The sequence below is a fragment of the Pseudomonas sp. 8 R 14 genome (assembly GCF_900005955.1).
In the GTDB taxonomy this organism is placed as follows: domain Bacteria; phylum Pseudomonadota; class Gammaproteobacteria; order Pseudomonadales; family Pseudomonadaceae; genus Aquipseudomonas; species Aquipseudomonas marginalis.
This window is the reverse complement of record NZ_CVTH01000084.1, coordinates 7,521-25,842: the sequence shown is the minus strand read 5'-3', so window position 1 is coordinate 25,842 and position 18,322 is coordinate 7,521. Positions and strand designations below refer to the sequence as shown.

The window sequence follows — 18,322 nt, the reverse complement described above, 5'->3', positions numbered from 1 at the left end:
TAAGGCTTGACCATGCGGCATCTGTTTACCTTTCTGCTGGTGTTATTCGCGGGGTTCGCCCAGGCCGCGCCGGGCAATCCGTTTGAGACCAAAGCCGATTTCCTCCCGGTGGGCAAGGCCTTCACCTTTACCTCCGAACGTCTTGAAAGTGGCGAGACCCAGCTGTATTGGCAGATTGCCGACGGTTATTACCTGTACAAGCAGCGCATGAAGTTCGATGGCCTGGCCGAAAAGCCCGTGCTGCCGCAAGGCGAAGCCCATAGCGACGAGTTCTTTGGCGAGCAGGAAGTGTATCGCCAGGGCCTGGAAGTGAAGATTCCCGCCGGTGTCACCGGCCAGGTCAAGCTCGGCTGGCAGGGCTGCGCCGATGCGGGGCTGTGCTATCCGCCGCAGTCGATCAGCGTAGACCTGGGCGGCAACCCCGCCGTTGCGGCCACCGCCGAAGCCCAGGACCAGAGCCTGGCCAGCGGCCTGCAACAACGCAGCCTGGGCTGGAGCCTGCTGGTGTTCTTCGGCCTGGGCCTGCTGCTGGCGTTTGCCCCGTGTTCGTTGCCGATGCTGCCGATCCTCGCCGGCCTGGTGGTGGGCAGTGGCGCCAGCCCGCGTCGCGGCTTTGCCCTGGCCGGCAGCTACGTGGTGTGCATGGCGCTGGTGTATGCGGCGCTCGGTGTACTCGCCGCCCTGCTCGGCGCCAACCTCGCGGCGCTGTTGCAAACCCCGTGGATCCTCGGCAGCTTCGCCGCCTTGTTCGTGATCCTCGCCCTGCCGATGTTCGGCTTCTTCGAACTGCAACTGCCCGTGGCCTTGCGCGATCGCCTGGATAACGTCAGCCGCAACCAGAGCGGCGGCAGCCTGGTCGGCGCCGGGGTGCTCGGCGCGCTGTCCGGCCTGCTGGTGGGGCCGTGCATGACCGCGCCCCTGGCCGGTGCATTGCTGTACATCGCCCAGAGCGGCAATGCCCTGCACGGCGGCCTGATCCTGTTCGCCATGGGCATCGGCATTGGCGTGCCGCTGCTGTTGCTGGTGACCGTGGGCAACCGTTTCCTGCCCAAGCCGGGCACCTGGATGAATGTGCTCAAGGGCATCTTCGGCTTCCTGTTCCTGGCCACCGCCGTGCTGATGATTCGCCCGGTGATCGACGAAAGCCTGTGGCTCGGCCTGTGGGGCGTGCTGGCCATGTCCATGGCCTATTGCGGCTGGCGCCTGGCCCAGGATTTCGGGCGGGTCGCCATGCTGTTCGGCGCCGGTTCCGTGGTCGTGGGGGTGTGGGGCGGCCTGCTGCTGGTGGGTGCGGCGGGTGGCAGCGATGACCTGTGGCAACCGTTGAAGGTCTACAGTGGCTCGCGGACCACCGCCGCACCCACCGCCCACGAAGCCTTCATGACCATCAATGACCCCGGCGTGCTGCAAGGCCAGCTCGACAGCGCCAAGGCCCAGGGCCAATGGGTACTGCTGGACTACTACGCCGACTGGTGCGTGTCGTGCAAGATCATGGAAAAACAGGTGTTCGGCAAACCCGCAGTGCTCGACGCGCTGAAGGATGTACGCCTGCTACGCCTCGACGTCACCGCCGACAATGCCGCCAGCCGCGCACTGCTGGGCCGCTACCAGGTGCCGGGGCCGCCCAGCTTCGTGTGGATCGGCCCTGACGGTGAGGAACGCCGCGCCCAGCGCATCACCGGCGAAGTGGATGCCGCCGCTTTCCTGCAACGCTGGACTCAAGCCCGGGACGCCCTCTGATGCTGACCCTGACCATCGGCACCTTCGCCATCGCCCTGAATCACATCCTGCTGATCAGCGCGTTGATTCTCGCCACCCTGGTGGGTTGGCGCGTGGCCAAGCGTGGCGGTGAAAATCCGGAATCGGTGCTGTTCAGCCTGTTCCTGCTGGGCATGCTGGCGGCCCGCGTCAGCTTCGTGCTGATGTACTGGAGTTACTACAGCAACGACTGGCTGCAGATGGTCGACCTGCGCGACGGCGGTTTTCTCGCCTGGCCCGGTATCGTCGCCCTGATCCTCGGTGCACTGCTCTATGGCTGGCGTCGCCCGGCGCTGCGCAAGCCCCTGAGCGCCGGGGTCATCACCGGGCTGGTGTTCTGGGGCATGACCAGCCTGTCCTTGAGCGTGTATGAAAAAGGCACACGCCTGCCGGACATCACCTTGCGCAACGCCAATGGCGAAGTGGTGCAACTGGCGGATTACCAGGGCGGCCCGCTGGTGATCAACCTGTGGGCCACCTGGTGCCCGCCGTGCCGCCGCGAAATGCCGGTGCTGGAAAACGCCCAGCGCATGCGCCCCGACGTGACCTTCCTGTTCGTCAACCAGGCCGAAAGCATGCAAAGCGTCAGCACCTTCCTCGCCACCCAAGGCCTGACCCTCGACAACGTGTTGTTCGACGCCAGCGGCCGCCTCGGCCAGGCCGTGGGCTCCATGGCCCTGCCCACCACGCTGTTCTACCAAGCCGACGGGCGCCTGATCAACAGCCACCTGGGCGAGTTGTCCCAGGCCAGCCTGGCCCGTGCCATGGAACCCTTCGACACCGCCCCTGCCGCCACAAGGAAACCGACATGCCTCGCCTCCGCCACCTGCTGACCCTGCTGCCGCTGACACTGGCGGCTACCCTGGCCCAGGCCGAAGACTGGCCGGCACCGATCAAACAGATCGAAGCCAAAGGCGCCAAAATCCTCGGCAAGTTCGACGCCCCCAGCGGCCTCACCGGCTACGCCGCGCAATACCAGAACCGCGGCATGGCGCTGTACCTGACCGCCGACGGCAAGAGCGTGATCGCCGGCAACCTGTACGACGCCCAGGGCAATGACCTGAGCAGCGCGCCCCTGGAAAAACTGGTGTACGCGCCGATGGCCAAGGAAGTCTGGGCCAAAATGGAAAAAAGCAGCTGGATCCAGGACGGCGACAAAAACGCCCCGCGCGTCGTCTACCTGTTCAGCGACCCCAACTGCCCGTACTGCAACATGTTCTGGGAACAGGCGCGGCCATGGGTAAAAGCCGGCAAGGTGCAGTTGCGCCACATCATGGTCGGCATCATCCGCGAAGACAGCGCCGCCAAGTCGGCCGCCCTGTTCGCCGCCAAGGACCCGCAAAAGGCCCTGGAAGAACATGAAGCCGCCGGCAAGGGCAGCAAATTGCAGGCGCTGGCCAAGATCCCGGCGGACATCGAAGCCAAGCTCGATGCCAATATGAAGTTGATGGATGAGCTGGAACTGTCGGCGACGCCGGCGATTTTCTACCTGGATGACAAGGGCGGCTTGCAGCAACAGCAAGGGGCGCCGTCGCCGGAGAAGTTGGGGAAGATTATGGGGCCGAAGTAAGCGGCGCCTGGTCTGACGCCATCGGGGCATGGGTATCTACGCAACTTTCAGTGAATACGGAATTTATGGCAATTAGGCTTCTGTAGTGAGCGGGCTTGTCGAATCGTCGCACCGCCCGCGCTGGGCTGCGAAGCGGCCCCAATAAGGTCACCGCAGAGTGCCAGAATCAATCGAGGTGAAGGTTTTGGGGCTGCTTCGCAACCCAGCGCGGGGCAAGCCCGCTCACCACAGAGTTATGTGTCAGCCTTTAAGAGTTGTGTAGATACCTATGGCCATCGGGGGCAAGCCCCGATGGCGTCCTGACAGACGGCGAAGATCAGAGCCCTTCCAGCTCCGCCATCAAATCACTCAACCGATCCACCTTCTCCGCACTGATTTCATTGGCCGCCAGCCCCTCGATGTACGCGGCCAACTCCGCCACCGTGCTGCATTCGAACATCGCCCGCAGCGGCACATCCCGCTGCAGGGTCTTCTGCACGCGCGAAGCAATCTGCGTGGCCAGCAACGAGTGGCCGCCCAGTTCGAAGAAGTTGTCCTGCACGCCGACCCTGTCGACTTTCAGCACCTCGGCCCAGATCGCGGCCAAGGTGTTTTCCAGTTCGTTGCGTGGTGCCAGGTAGTCCTGGCTGTGCAACTGGCCGATCTCCAGTTCCGGCAGGGCCTTGCGGTCGAGTTTGCCGTTGGCGTTGAGCGGCAGGCGCTCGAGCCATAGCCAGTGCAGCGGCACCATGTACTCCGGCAGTTCGGCGCGCAGGCGTTGCTTGATGCGGTCCAGGCGTTCGCCCGGATTCAGCCTCTCATCGGCGGCCACCAGGTAACCCACCAGATGCTTGCCGTTGACGCCTTCCTGCACGCCCACTGCCGCGTCGCGCACTTGCGGATGTTCGTGCAGGCGCGCTTCGATTTCACCCAGCTCGATGCGGTAGCCGCGAATCTTCACCTGATGGTCGATACGCCCGACGTACTCCAGCACGCCATCGCTGCGCCGCCGTGCCAGGTCGCCGGTGCGGTACAGGCGCTCTCCCGGTGCGCCGAACGGGTTCGGCACAAACACCTGGGCGGTGCGCAGCGGATCGCTGACATACCCACGGCCCACCCCGGTGCCGGCCACGCACAACTCACCGACCGCCCCCTGGGGCACCAATTCCAGCGCGCCATCCACCACGTACAAACGGTTATTGTCCGTCGGCGTACCAATCGGCAGGTAAGTGCCACGGGTAGACGCCAGGTCGACGCGGAAGAACGCCACATCGTCCGAACATTCCGCCGGGCCGTAGGCGTTGACCAGGCCGATCTCCGGGTAACGCAACAACCACTGGTGCGCCAGCTCCGGCGGCATCGCTTCACCGGTCGGCAGCATCCAGCGCAAACCGTCCAGGTTGATGCGATCCTGGGCAAGCATGCCCTGGATCAGCGACGGCACGCTTTCCAGCACGGTGATGCCGTGTGCCTGCACATGGGCCAGCAAGCCCTGCGGATCGTGGGCGATGCTGTTCGGCACGATATCCACCCGTGCGCCGAACAGCGGCGCGGCGAGGAATTGCCACACGGAAATATCGAAGCTTTGCGAGGCGGTCTGGGCGATCACATCCGCTGGCGTCAGGTCCATATATGGCACCTTGCTCAATTGGTTATTGAGCATGCCGCGCTGTTCGACCATTACGCCTTTGGGCAAGCCGGTGGAGCCCGAGGTGTAGATCACGTAGGCAAGGTTGTCCGGGCCGCTGTAGATGCCCGGATTTTCCCCACGGGCAGGCACGTCCTCCCACACCAGCAACTGGCAGTCGACGCCGTCCAGCAGCTCGATGGCCTGCTCGCGGCACGCCTCGGTGCAGACCAGCAACGGTGTGCGACTCAGGTCGATGATGCGGCTCAGGCGCGGGCGTGGCAGGCCCGGGTCCAACGGCAGGTAACCGGCACCGGCCTTGAAGCTGCCGATGATCATGCCCAGCAGGTCGAGGTTACGCTCGGCCAGCAACGCCACCGGTTGGTCCAGGCCGACGCCCGCCGCAATCAATGCATGACCCAGGCCGTTACTGCGCCGGTTCAGCTCGTCATAGGTCCATTGCCGGTCCAGGCAACGGGCGGCGATGCGCTGCGGATGCGCGCTCACTTGGGCTTCGAACAACTCGATATAGCTGCGTTCCAGCGGGTAGGCGTGTTCGCTCTGGTTGCAGCCGTCCAACAGGAACGCGCGTTCCTGTTCGCCCATCAGTGGCAGGTCGGCCATGTCACCATGGAAGCCCTGCACCAGCGCCAGCAGCAGGCGCTTGAATTCACCGAGCATGCCCTGCACGGTGGTTTCATCGAAGTAACGCTGGTCGTAGGACAGGTGCAGGCCGAGGTCATCCCCCGGGTAGCACACGGCGGTCAGCGGGAAATTGGTGTGGGTGCGGCCGGAGTCCGAGGTGGCATTCAGGCTGTGGGCGCGGTCCAGCACCGAGACTTCCACCGGGGCGTTTTCGAACACGAACAGGCTGTCGAACAGCGGCTGGCCCTTGGGCAGTTCGCTGTGTTCCTGGATCGTCACCAGCGGCAGGTATTCGTACTCGCGCAGTTGCATATTGCTGTCGAGCAACGCGTTCAACCACTGGCGTACGCTGCAACGCTGATCGTCTTCGGGCAGCTTCACCCGCAGCGCGATGCTGTTGATAAACAGGCCGACGGTGCGTTGCATCTCGGGCATTTCCACCGGGCGCCCGGCCACGGTGACGCCGAACAGCACGTCACGCTCGCCACTCAAGCGTCGCAGCACCAAGGCCCAGGCCGCCTGGGCAAAGGTGTTGACGGTGAGTTGATGGGCCTGGGCCAGTTCGCGAAGTTGCGCACCGTCACGGGCGTCGAGGCGGGTGTAGCAGTCACCCACCACCATGCCGCCACTGTGGCCGGCATGTTCGCGCAGGAACGGCCGGTCGCTGGGGATCGGCGTGGTGCGCTCGAATTCTTGCAGGTTCTGCTGCCACCACTGGCGTGCTTCGGCCAGGTTCTGGCGTTGCAGCCAGGCGATGTAGTCGCGGTAGCGCGGCGGCGTGGCCAGCTGCGCCTCACGGCCTTCGCCAAGGGCAATGTAGATATCGAAGAAGTCATTCATCAGCAGCGAGCGGCACCAGGCATCGATCAGGATGTGGTGGTTGCTCATCATGAACCAGTAGCGCGCTTCACCGACGCGGATCAGGCGCAGGTGGAACGGCGCCTGGTTGAGCAGATCGAAACCGGCTTCGCGTTCGGCCTTGAGCAGCGCTTGCAGGCGCGGTTCCTGTTCACTTTCCTGGTCGGCACTCCAATCCAGGTACTCGATCGGCGTGCTGCCCGGCTTGTGGATCACTTGCAGCATGTCTTCGCCGACGTTCCAGCAGAACGAGGCGCGCAAGGCTTCGTGGCGAGCGATCACCGCTTGCCAGGCCTGGGCGAAACGCTCGGGGTCCAGAGCGCTGTTGATGCGGTAGCGGTCCTGCATGTAGTAGAGGCCGGTGCCCGGTTCCAGCAGGGTGTGCAGCAGCAGGCCCTCTTGCATCGGGGTCAGCGGGTACACGTCTTCGATGGCGCTGGCCGGTACCGGCAAGCTGTCGAGTTGCGACTGGCTCAAGTGCGCCAGGGGGAAGTCGGACGGCGTGAGGCCGCCGGCGTTGTCCTCCAGGCAATGGGCGACCAACGCATGCAGTTCGGCCAGGTATGCCTGCGCCAGGTCCTGGATGGCCTGTGGGTCGTGGCGTTCGCGGCTGAAGGTCCAGCGCAGCACCAGTTCGCCGCCGTACACCTGGCTGTCCACACTCAGTTCGTTGGGCAGCGGCGCATCCGGGTCATGGGCCAGGCCCGCCGATTCGTCCAGTGGGTGGAACAGTGCATCGGCGCCGAAGCTTTGGTCAAACTGGCCAAGGTAGTTAAAGGTGATCTGCGCACTCGGCAAGGCGGCCATGCTCTGTTTGCACAGGTCATCGGCGAGGTAACGCAGCACGCCATAGCCCAAACCTTTATGGGGCACCGCACGCAGCTGTTCCTTGATCGCCTTGATCGAATCGCCCTGCCCGGTTTGCGGGGTCAGGCGCAGCGGGTAAGCGCTGGTGAACCAGCCGACGCTGCGGGTCAGGTCGATGTCGTCGAACAGGCTTTCGCGGCCATGGCCTTCGAGCTGGATCAGCGCCGACCCGTGCCCGCTCCAGCGGCACAGCACACGGGCCAGGGCGGTCAGCAGCAGGTCGTTGACCTGGGTGCGGTAGGCGCTCGGCGCCTGTTGCAGCAACTGGCGGGTGTGTTCGGCATCCAGGCGCACGCTGACGGTATCGGCATCACGGTTGCGCAGCGAACCGTGCGGGCGGGCCACGGGCAATGCCGCGTCAGAGCCGGCCAACCGGTCCTGCCACAGGCTCAGTTCTTCACGCAGGGATTCGCTGCCGGCATACGCCTGCAAGCGCGCGGCCCAATCGCGCAGGGCGCTGGTCTTGGCCGGCAGGCTGACGGACTGGCCGTCGCTGAGCTGGCGGTAAACGTTTTGCAGGTCTTCGAGCAACACGCGCCACGACACACCGTCCACCACCAGGTGATGGATCGCGATCAGCAAGCGTTGCTGGCCTTGGGGGCCATCCACCAGCAAGGCGCGCACCAGCGGGCCGTGTTGCAGGTCGAGGCTGCGCTGGGTGTCGGTGAACAGCGCGGTGCACTGTTGCATGTCGCGCACTTGCGCCTGCATCAGCACGCCGCCTTTCGGCACGGCCAGGTGTTCGGCATGCCATTGCGCATCGCGCCGGGTAAAGCTCAGGCGCAGGGCGTCGTGGTGTTCGAGTACCGCCAGCAGCGCTTGCTCCAGGCGATGAGGCTCGAGCAGTTGCAGCGGCTTGAGCACCAGCGCCTGGTTCCAGTGCTGGCGCGCGGGAATATCGGTGTCAAAGAACCAGTGCTGGATCGGTGTAAGGCCCGAAGCGCCGGTGAGCACGCCTTGCTCGGCGCTGACCTGCTCGGAGCGCGTGGCCACCCCGGCCAGGGTTTGCACGGTCTGGTGCTGGAACAGGTCGCGAGGGCTGAAATGAATCCCCGCCTGCCGCGCGCGGCTGACCACCTGGATCGACAGGATCGAATCGCCGCCCAGTTCAAAGAAGTTATCGTCGAGGCCGACCTGCTGCACGTTCAACACCGCGCACCAGATCGCTGCCAAGGTGCTTTCCAGCTCGTTGCGCGGCGCCACGTACGGTTGCCGATTGGCCTCGGGATCGGGTTGCGGCAGGGCGCGGCGGTCGAGCTTGCCGTTGGCGGTCAGCGGCATGCTGTCGAGTACGATCAGGTGCGCGGGCACCATGTAGTCCGGCAGTTGCGCCTTGAGATGGGCCTTGAGCGCCTCACGCAAGGTGCCGTGGTCGGCGTCGCTGACCAGGTACGCCACCAGTTGCTTGCCACTCGGCGAATCCAGCGCCAGCACCACCGTTTCGCGCACGGCTGCGTGCTCCAGCATGCGGGTTTCGATCTCGCCCAGTTCGATACGGAAACCGCGAATCTTCACCTGGTGATCGATACGCCCCAGGTACTCCACCAGGCCATCGGCGCGCTGGCGCACCAGGTCGCCGGTGCGATACAGACGACCGCCCTGGCGGGCAAACGGGTCGGCGACAAACCGTTCGGCCGTCATCCCCGGACGTTCGTGGTAACCCTGGGCCAGACCGGCGCCGCCCACATACAACTCGCCGGTCGCGCCTTGCGGCACCAAGGCCAGGTCGGCGTCGAGAATATAGGCCACGCGGTCGCCGATGATGCTGCCGATCGGCACGCTGGCGGCGCCCTCTTCCAACTGCTGCGGCGCCAGGCTGGCCAGGGGCATGACCACGGTTTCGGTCGGCCCATAGGCATTGAAAAACACCTCGGGCTGGAACGCCGCGCGGATACGCTGCAGGTGTTCGCCGGTCAGCGCTTCGCCGCCGGTGATGCACATGCGTACCGGCAAGGTCTGGTGCTGGGTCGCCAGCCACTGCGCCAACTGGCTGCCGTAGCTCGGGGTAAAACCAAGGATGGTGATGCCATGGGTACGGATCAGCCCGCAGATTTCCTCGGCATCCCATTGGCCCTGGGCGCGCAGGACCACTTGCGCACCGCTGAGCAGCGGCACCAACAGACGCTCGGTGGCGGCGTCGAAGTTGATCGAATAGAAATGCAGCTCGCAATCGTCCGGGCGCATGCCGAAGCGCTCGATCACGGCCTGGCAATGCATGGCGATTTCACCGTGGGACACCACCACACCCTTGGGTTTACCGGTGGAACCGGAGGTGTAGATCAGGTAGGCCTGATGTTGCGGCAAACTGATAAACGGCAGCTCGCCGGCCGAGTAATTGGCCAGCACCGGCAAGTCATCTTCCAGGCACCAGCAGGCCACGCTCGCCGGCAATTCGCCAAGGGCGTCGAACATCGCCGCATCGCTGAGCAACAGACCGATGCCGCTGTCTTCGATCATGTAGTGCAGGCGGTCCAGCGGGTATTCCGGGTCCAGCGGCACATAGGCGCCACCGGCCTTGAGGATCGCCAGCAGGCCGATGACCATTTCCAGCGAGCGCGGCAGCGCCAGGCCGACCCGCACCTGCGGGCCCACGCCGCGCTCGCGCAGCATCCAGGCCAGGCGGTTGGCGCGGGCGTCGAGTTCAGCGTAGGTGAGGGTCACACCGGCAAAGGTCAGCGCCGGGGCATCGCCACGCTTGAGCGCCTGCTGGCTGAACAGTTGCTGGAGGCACTGGTCGAGACGATGCTCGCCCGCCTCCACTCCCAGGCTGTCCTGCAACGCGCGTTGCTCGGTGGCGCTCAGCAACGGCAGTTCGCTGAGGCGTTGTTGCGGGTTGGCGATCAACGCTTCGAGCAGGTTGCGCCAATGCTCGGCCATGCGCGCGATGCGCGGTGCATCGAACAAATCGGTGCTGTAGGTCAGGCAGCAACCCAGGCGGTGGTCGAGGTCGGTGACTTCCAGGTTGAGGTCGAACTTGGTCGCGCGAGCATCGTTGGCCAGGTATTCGACGGTCATGCCGGCCAGTTGGCGGCTCTGCTGGAATTCCCAGCGCTGCACGTTGCACATCACCTGGAACAACGGGTTGTACGCCGCGCTGCGTGGCGGTTGCAGGGCCTCCACCAGATGGTCGAACGGCAGGTCCTGATGGGACTGGCCTTCGATCACGGTGTGACGGACCTGCTCGAACAGCTCGGCAACACTCATCTGCCCCGTGAGCTGGCAACGCAGTACCTGGGTGTTGAGGAACGCGCCGATCAGCCCTTCGCTTTCAGGGCGAATGCGGTTGGCCACCGGCGCGCCGATACGCAGGTCGGTCTGGCCGCTGTAGCGGTAGAGCAGCACGGCCAGGGTGGCGGTCATGGTCATGAACAGGGTCAGGCCACGTTCGGCGTTGAAGGCACGCACACGGGCGGCCAGATCGTCGCTGAGGTCGAAGCGGTACAGCTCGCCCCGGTGACTTTGCACCGGTGGCCGTGGGCGGTCGCCGGGCAATTCGAGCAGTGGGTGTTCGTTGCCCAGTTGCGCGGTCCAGTAGTCCAATTGGCGTTGGCGTTCGCCGGACTCCAGCCACTGGCGTTGCCACACGCTGTAGTCCAGGTACTGCACCGGCAACGGTGCCAGCGGCGACAGGCGCTCATCGATAAAGGCTTCGTACAGCGCGCTGAGTTCACGGGCAAAAATGTCCATGGCCCAGCCTTCGGTGACGATATGGTGCAGGGTCAGCACCAGGTAGTGCTCCCGCTCACCGGCCTTGACCAGGCACGCACGCAGCAGTGGCCCGGTTTCCAGGTTGAACGGGGTGTGCGCCTCGTGGTCGGCCAGTTGCTGCAAACGCTGCTCGCGCTCGCCTTCGTTCAACGCCGACATATCCTGCCAGTCCATGCGCAGGCCGGTCTGCGCCGACACCTTTTGATAGGCCACGCCGTCGACACTCGGGAATGTAGTGCGCAGGGTTTCGTGGCGCATGATCAAGGCCTGCAACGCCGCCTCGAAACGCCCCACATCCAGCACGCCACGCAGGCGCGCCATGCCGCCGACGTTGTAGGCCGGGCTGTCCGGTTCCATCTGCCAGAGAAACCACATGCGCTGCTGGGAATACGACAACGGCACCGGCAAGCTGCGGTCGACGGTGGCGATTGCGGTTTGCTGGTTGCGTTGACCGCTGGCCTGGATCAGGCCGACTTGCTCGGCAAAAGCCCCCAGCTCGCTGGCCTCGAACAAGGTGCGCAACGGCAATTCGACGTCGCAGGCCTGGCGGGTGCGGGAGATGATTTGCGTGGCCAGCAGCGAGTGGCCGCCGAGGGCGAAAAAGTCATCGCGCAGGCCGATTGTTGCCAAGCCGAGTACTTCGCGCCAGATCGCTGCAATCTGCTGCTGCAACGGTGTTTCGGGCTCGATGTGTTCGCGGGTTTGCCACACCGGCGCCGGCAATGCGCGACGGTCGAGCTTGCCGCTGGGGCTCAGGGGCATCGCGTCCAGGCGCATCAGTTGCGCGGGCACCATGTACTCCGGCAGCTCGGCGGCCAGGGCGGCTTTGACGTCCTGTTCGTCGAGGGCGGCATGGGCGGTGTAGTAACCGATCAACTGCGCGTCACGCACCAGCACCACGGCCTGGGCGATACCGTCCAGGGCCAGCAGGCGCGCTTCGATTTCTTCCGGCTCCACCCGGAAGCCACGCAGCTTGACCTGCTGATCGAGACGGCCGAGGTATTCGAGCACGCCATCGGCGCTCCAGCGTGCGCGGTCACCGGTGCGATACAGGCGCGCGCCCGCCTCGCCCAGCGGGTCGGCGACAAAGCGCTCAGCGGTCAAACCGGCACGCCCAAGGTAACCGCGCGCCAGGCCGATGCCGCCAATGCACAGTTCGCCCGGCACACCGGCCGGCAACGGGTTGAGCTGCTCGTCCAGCACGCGGCAGATCACATTGCCCAGCGGCCGGCCAATCGGCGAGCGCTCGCCATCCTCGGCGCGGCACTGCCAGTGGGTGACGTTGATCGCGGTCTCGGTCGGGCCATAGCGGTTGTGCAATTGCACCGCCGGCAACTGCGCCAATACGCGATTGCGCAACTCGGCAGGCAAGGCTTCGCCACCGGAGAACAGGCGACGCAGGCTGGTGCACTCGGGCACCAGCGGTTCGTCGATAAACAGCTGCAACAGCGGCGGCACAAAGTGCAGCGTGGTCACGCCGTGCGCCTGCACCAACTGCGCGATGCGGTGCGGATCGCGGTGCTCGCCAGGACCGGCCAGCACCAGGCGGCAGCCGGTGATCAGCGGCCAGAAGCATTCCCACACCGACACGTCGAAACTGATCGGTGCCTTTTGCATCAGCACGTCGCTGTCATTGAGTTGATAGGTGGCCTGCATCCACTGCAAGCGCTCGGCCAGGGCCGCATGGGTATTGCCCACGCCCTTGGGCTGGCCGGTGGAGCCGGAGGTGTAGATCACATAGGCGAGGTTGTCGCCATCGAGGTGCAGGCCGGGCGGCTGGGTCGGCCAGCTGTCGAGGTGCAGGCTGTCCATGGCAATCACGCACACGCCTTCGGCACTCGGTACGCGGTCCAGCAATGCGGTCTGGGTCAACAGCAGGTGCACGCCGCTGTCCTTGAGCATGTAGGCCAGGCGCTCGGCGGGGTAATCCGGGTCCAGCGGCACATAGGCACCACCGGCCTTGATGATCGCCAGCAGGCCCACCAGCAACTGCGGCGAACGCTCGGCGGCGATGGCTACGCACACGTCCGGGCCGACGCCTTTGTCGCGCAGGTAATGGGCCAGGCGGTTGGCCTGGGTGTGCAGTTGGGCGAAGGTCAGGCTGCCGTCCTGCCAAACCAGCGCGGTGTTGTCCGAGGTGTGCTGGTTGAGCAGTTCGGGCAGCCATTGTTGAGCGGGTGCGCACGGCGCCTGGCACCACGTTTGCTGTTCATCCTGCTGCATCAGCTGGATGTCGCCGAGGGCTTGCTGCGGTTGCTCACAGACCGCTTGCAACAGGTGGATGAAGTGCTCGGCCAGGCGCTGGATGGTCGCAGTGTCGAACAGTTCATCGGCGTAGTCGAAGGACAGGCTCAGGCGCCCGTTGCGGTCTTCTTCGCTGTGCAGCTGCAGGTCGAACTTGGCTTCGCGGCTGTGCCAGGGCAGCTCGTCGGCGAGCATGCCCGGCAGGCGGCGCAAGGCGCTGAGGTCACGTTGCTGGTGGTTGAACATGACCTGGAACAGGCCTTGTTCGCGGGCTTGCGGGAAGGCTTCCAGCAGTTGCTCGAAGGGCAGGTCCTGATGGGCCTGGGCGCCCAATGCAGTCTGGCGGGTGGCGGCCAGCAGCTCAGCGAAAGGCCGGCGCCCGTCCAGCTCGGCCCGCAGCACCAGGGTGTTGATAAAGAAGCCGATCAGGCCTTGGGTTTCCTGGCGCGGGCGGTTGGCGTTGGGCACGCCGATGCGGATATCGCGCTGGCCGCTGTAGCGGTAGAGCAAGGTCTGGAACGCCGCCAGCAACAGCATGAACGGCGTGGACTCGTGGGTCTGGGCGGTCTGGCGAATCGCCTCGCTGAGGCTGACACTCAGGCGCACACTATGGCGCGACGCACTGTGGCGTTGCCGGGCCGCACGCGGGTGGTCGGTGGCCAGGCTCAGGGTCGGATGCTCGTCGCCCAACTGCGCTTTCCAGTACGCCAGTTGGCGCTGGCCTTCACCGTCGGCCAGCCATTGGCGCTGCCAGCTGCCGTAGTCGGCGTACTGCAAGGCCAGTGGCGGCAACACCAGGGCCTGGCCCTGGCTTGCGGCGGCGTACAGGCGCGAGAACTCGTCGATGAGGATATTCAACGACCAGCCATCGGCGATGATGTGGTGCAGGGTCACCAGCAACTGGTGATCGTCTTCGTCCAGGCGCACCAGGGTCACCCACAGCAGCGGGCCTTTTTCCAGGTCGAACAGAGTGTGGGCTTCATCCTCACGGATCTGTTGTGCGCGGGCTTCACGCTCGGCGACGGGCAAGTCGCTGAGATCGATAACCTGCAGGTCGAAATCACTGTTGGCCTCCACACGCTGGAAGCCCTGGCCATCCCGTTCATAGAAGCGGGTGCGCAGGGCTTCGTGGCGCTGGATCAGGTGCTGGAAGCTCGAGCGCAGCGCGTCTTCATCCAGCTCGCCACGCAGGCGCAGGGCGCCGGGGATGGTGTAGGCGCTGCTTTGCGGGTCCAGTTGCCAGGTGATCCACAGGCGGTTCTGGGCCAGGGATTGGGGCAGTTCGTCCTGGCGCGACAACGGGCGGATCGCACCTTGGGCAATGCCGCCGTCCTGTTGCAGGTGCGCCACGCCGGCGGCGAACCCGGACAGCGTCGGCGCCTCGAACAGCAGGCGCAGGTTCAGCTCCAGGCCGAGGGTTTCCCGCAGGCGCGCCACCACCTGAGTGGCGGTGATGGAGTTGCCGCCGAGCAGGAAGAAGTGGTCATCGGCCGCCACCGTGGCAACCTGCAACTGCTCGCACCAGATCGCGGCGATCCGGCTTTGCAGTTCGGATTCCAGCACAACAGCGCTCGCCTGGGCGCGCAGATCGGGGAACTGCGCGTAGCAGTCGAGGCTGCCGTCGGCCTGCCGAAGCGCGCACGCCGCACGCTGCACCTTGCCGCTTGAGGTCTTGGGCAGGCCGCCGGGGTTGAGTAGCACCACCACGCACGGCGCTTCTTGATAGGCCTCGGCCACGGCTTGGCGGATGGCTTTGATCAGCGCTTCAGGCGGCAGGATCTTCTGCACGCTGCGGCTGATTTCCGCGGCGATGCCGATGCCTTCCAGGCCGTTGTCATTCACCGCAAACGCCGCGACCCGGCCCTTGCGCACCACTTCCACTTCACGCTCGATGGTCTGTTCGATGTCCTGGGGGTACAGGTTATGACCGCGCACGATCAGCAGGTCTTTCAGGCGACCGGTGATGTACACCTCGCCCTCGCGGATAAAGCCCAGGTCACCGGTGCGCAGCCAGGTACGGCCGGCATGCTGCACGAAGGTCTTGGCGCTGGCCTCCGGGTTGCGCCAGTAGCCGTGAGCGATGCTCGGGCCGCTGGCCCAGAGTTCGCCGACGCAGTTGTCGGCCAGCTCGCTCAGTGTGTGCGGGTCGGCGATCAGCACCGCGTGTTCCGGCTGGGAGGTGCCGCAACTCATGATCGCACTGCCCTGCCCCAGCTCGGCGCGGTTGGCGGCCAGGGCCTGCTCGTCGACGCGCAGCGCCGGGATGCCATGGCCACGCCGGCCGCCGGCGACAAAAAGGGTGGCTTCGGCCAGGCCGTAGGAGGCGAAGAAACTATCCGAGGTAAACCCGCAGGCGGCGAACTTCTCGGCGAAGCGCTCGAGGGTGTCGAGGCGGATCGGTTCGGAGCCGGAATAGGCCACGCGCCAGTTGCTCAAGTCCAGGCGTTCCAGGGCCGACTCACTGACCCGCTCGCTGCACAGGCGGTAGGCGAAATCCGGCCCGCCGCTGATGGTGCCGCGGTATTCGCTGATCGCTTCGAGCCAGCGCAGCGGCCGGCCGAGGAAATAGGCCGGCGACATCAATACGCACGGCACGCCGCTGAAAATCGGTTGCAGCAGGCCACCGATCAAGCCCATGTCGTGGTACAGCGGCAGCCAGCTGACGATCACGTCGTCAGGGTTCAGGTCGATGCCAAAGCCGCGCCGGATCAGCACTTCGTTGGCCACCAGGTTGCCGTGGCTGACTTGCACGCCCTTGGGCAACGCGGTGGAGCCGGAGGTGTATTGCAGGAAGGCGATGTCGTCGGGGTGCAGGTCGGGGGCGCTCCAGGCGCTGGCGATCTGTGCGTCGAGGGTGTCGACACTCAGCACCGGCGGCGCGTTTTCGATCTGCGCGAGGCCATCGGCCAGGCTGGCGATGGTCAGCAACAGACGCGGTTCGGCGTCACCGATAATCGACAGCAAACGCTCCTGGTGATGACGGCGGGTGGACTCCGGCGGGTAGGCCGGCACCGCGATCACCCCGGCGTACAGGCAGCCGAAGAACGCCGCGACGTAGTCCGGGCCACTGGGGAACAGCAGCACCGCACGGTCGCCCTGTGCCGCATTGGCCTGGAGGGCGGCGGCGATGGTGCGGGCGCGTTGGTCCAGGTCACGGTAACTGAGTACCACGTTGTGCTCGGCCGACTCGGCGAGGAAGCGCAGGGCGACCTGGTCCGGGGCCTGGGCGGCGCGACGTTGAAGGGACTCGACCAGGGTGCGGGGAAGTTCGAAGGCGTCCATCATGGGGTTCCTGCCTGAAATCGGCTTACGGGAAATTCGGGAATGGGAGAGCGATCAGCCGGCGGCCAGTTGCCGCGCCGCGCCAATGCGCCAGCGGGCCAGGTGTTCGTCGGCATAGCGCCGCACGCAGCGCAATACGGCGCTTTCGTGCTGGATAAGGAAGAAGTGGTGGCCGTCGAACATGTCCAGGGAAAAACCGCTGGCGGCATCGAGCTGCCAGTCGAGCAACTGGTCGGCGCGCACGCTGTCCTGCTTGCCGCCGAACACATGGATCGGCAGGTCCAGCGGCTTGCGCTCGCCGTAGGTGAAGCTGCCGCACAGCAGGAAGTCGGCACGCAGGATCGGCAGCATCAACTGCATCAGCTCGGGATTGGCCAGGGCTTCTTCGGCGGTGCCTTGCAGTTCGCGCAGGCGGGCGATCAGTTGCGCGTCGGTCTTTTCGATGGCGTATTCGCTGACATCGCGGCGAGCCGGACCGGCCGTGCCGGAGGCGAACAGCGCCAGCGGCGCAGGGACATTTCGTGCGTTTAACGCGTGGGCCAATTCAAAGGCCAGCAGGCCGCCGAGACTATGGCCGAACAACGCGTAAGGGCCGCTCAAGTCGCGACTGATTTCCTCCGCGAGCTGCGCCGCCAAGGCCTTGATATCGCGCTGCAGGGGCTCGTCCATGCGCATGCCCCGCCCAGGCAGTTCCAGCGGACACACCTGCAACCACTCCGGCAACGTGCGGCGCCAACGTGCGTAAACCATGGCGCTGGCGCCCGAATAGGGCAGGCAGAACAGGCGCAGTCGAGTCGGCGTAGTCATCCAGCGACGACTCCAAACTGAAACACGCTGTGTGCACGATAAAAACCCATGTCGTCCTCCTGCGGGTGCTGATCCTTGGCCGCTTGACTAGCGACCCTGTCACCCAGAAGAACGGACGGCACCGGCAAATAATTAGTCGCCGGGTACCTGCGAGACGTGGTTCACACCAAACAAGAAAGCATAAGATTAGTTCGCCTTCTCATTTGACAATCATTATCATTCAGCATAATTTGTTGCCCGATGTGTAGGAGGCCTCAGCAAGGACGCCCTCCCCTAACCTCTTTTGCGACAAGGTGATTTCCATGACGGAACAAGTATCCACAGGCAGGTGCGACTCACCGCTTCTCCAGGCATTTGTCGACAATCGACTGATTCTGGTGAAGATTGCGGCACGTATTACCGGGTGCCGCTCCCGCGCCGAGGATGTAGTGCAGGATGCCTACTTCCGCCTGCAATCGGCGCCGACGATCACGTCATCGTTCAAGGCCCAACTGAGTTATCTGTTCCAGATCGTGCGCAACCTGGCGATCGATCACTACCGCAAGCAGGCCCTGGAACTCAAATATTCCGGGACGGAAGAGGAAGGCTTGAATGTGGTCATTCACGGCGCTTCACCGGAAACCTCCCACATCAATTTCAACACCCTGGAAAACATCGCCGACGCCCTGACGGAGTTGCCCCAGCGCACCCGCTACGCGTTCGAGATGTACCGCCTGCACGGTGTGCCGCAAAAGGACATTGCCAAGGAACTGGGGGTTTCACCGACGTTGGTGAACTTCATGATTCGCGATGCGCTGGTGCACTGCCGCAAGGTGTCCGGCAACCATAGCGATACGTTTGCACGGCGGGTGTGATTGAGGTGAAAGGGCTTGTTGTGGTGAGCGGGCAAGCCCTAATGCCAGTCAGTTAAGCGTACATCGCCTCCTGTAGGAGCGAGCTTGCTCGCGAAAAACGTCAACGATAACGCGTGCTTCCTG

Annotated in this window: 6 protein-coding genes; 4 read left to right on the top strand and 2 right to left on the bottom strand. The window is 64.9% G+C overall.

Annotated elements, in window-relative coordinates; translation table 11 throughout:
- The first annotated feature begins 12 nt into the window (after positions 1–12).
- Genes dsbD through dsbG form a run of 3 tightly spaced genes read left to right on the top strand, consistent with a single transcriptional unit; the run spans position 13 to position 3,328 of the window.
- Positions 13–1,740, top strand: coding sequence for a protein-disulfide reductase DsbD (gene dsbD / locus BFQ01_RS24335; protein ID WP_065927227.1), 1,728 nt, complete (start codon positions 13–15; stop codon positions 1,738–1,740).
- On the top strand, positions 1,740–2,591 hold the full coding sequence (locus BFQ01_RS24330) for a TlpA disulfide reductase family protein (RefSeq protein WP_065927226.1): 852 nt from the start codon (positions 1,740–1,742) through the stop codon (positions 2,589–2,591). The genes dsbD and BFQ01_RS24330 overlap by 1 nt, the downstream gene beginning before the upstream one ends.
- Positions 2,567–3,328, top strand: a complete 762-nt coding sequence (gene dsbG, locus BFQ01_RS24325) for a thiol:disulfide interchange protein DsbG (RefSeq protein WP_065927225.1) — start codon at positions 2,567–2,569, stop codon at positions 3,326–3,328. The genes BFQ01_RS24330 and dsbG overlap by 25 nt, the downstream gene beginning before the upstream one ends.
- Before the next feature lie 316 nt (positions 3,329–3,644).
- Here dsbG and BFQ01_RS24320 read toward each other — a convergent pair whose 3' ends face one another.
- Both BFQ01_RS24320 and BFQ01_RS24315 read right to left on the bottom strand, forming a co-directional pair.
- Complete coding sequence (locus BFQ01_RS24320) at positions 3,645–16,541, bottom strand: non-ribosomal peptide synthetase (RefSeq protein WP_065927224.1); 12,897 nt, start codon at positions 16,539–16,541, stop codon at positions 3,645–3,647.
- A 51-nt stretch (positions 16,542–16,592) separates the two neighbouring features.
- Entirely contained in the window at positions 16,593–17,345 is a 753-nt protein-coding gene (locus BFQ01_RS24315) for a thioesterase II family protein (protein ID WP_065927223.1), read from the bottom strand.
- A 302-nt stretch (positions 17,346–17,647) separates the two neighbouring features.
- Here BFQ01_RS24315 and BFQ01_RS24310 point away from each other — a divergent pair, with 302 nt between their 5' ends.
- A complete protein-coding gene (locus BFQ01_RS24310) occupies positions 17,648–18,199 on the top strand; it encodes an RNA polymerase factor sigma-70 (protein ID WP_027603895.1) in 552 nt (183 codons plus the stop codon).
- The last annotated feature ends 123 nt before the right edge of the window (positions 18,200–18,322 follow it).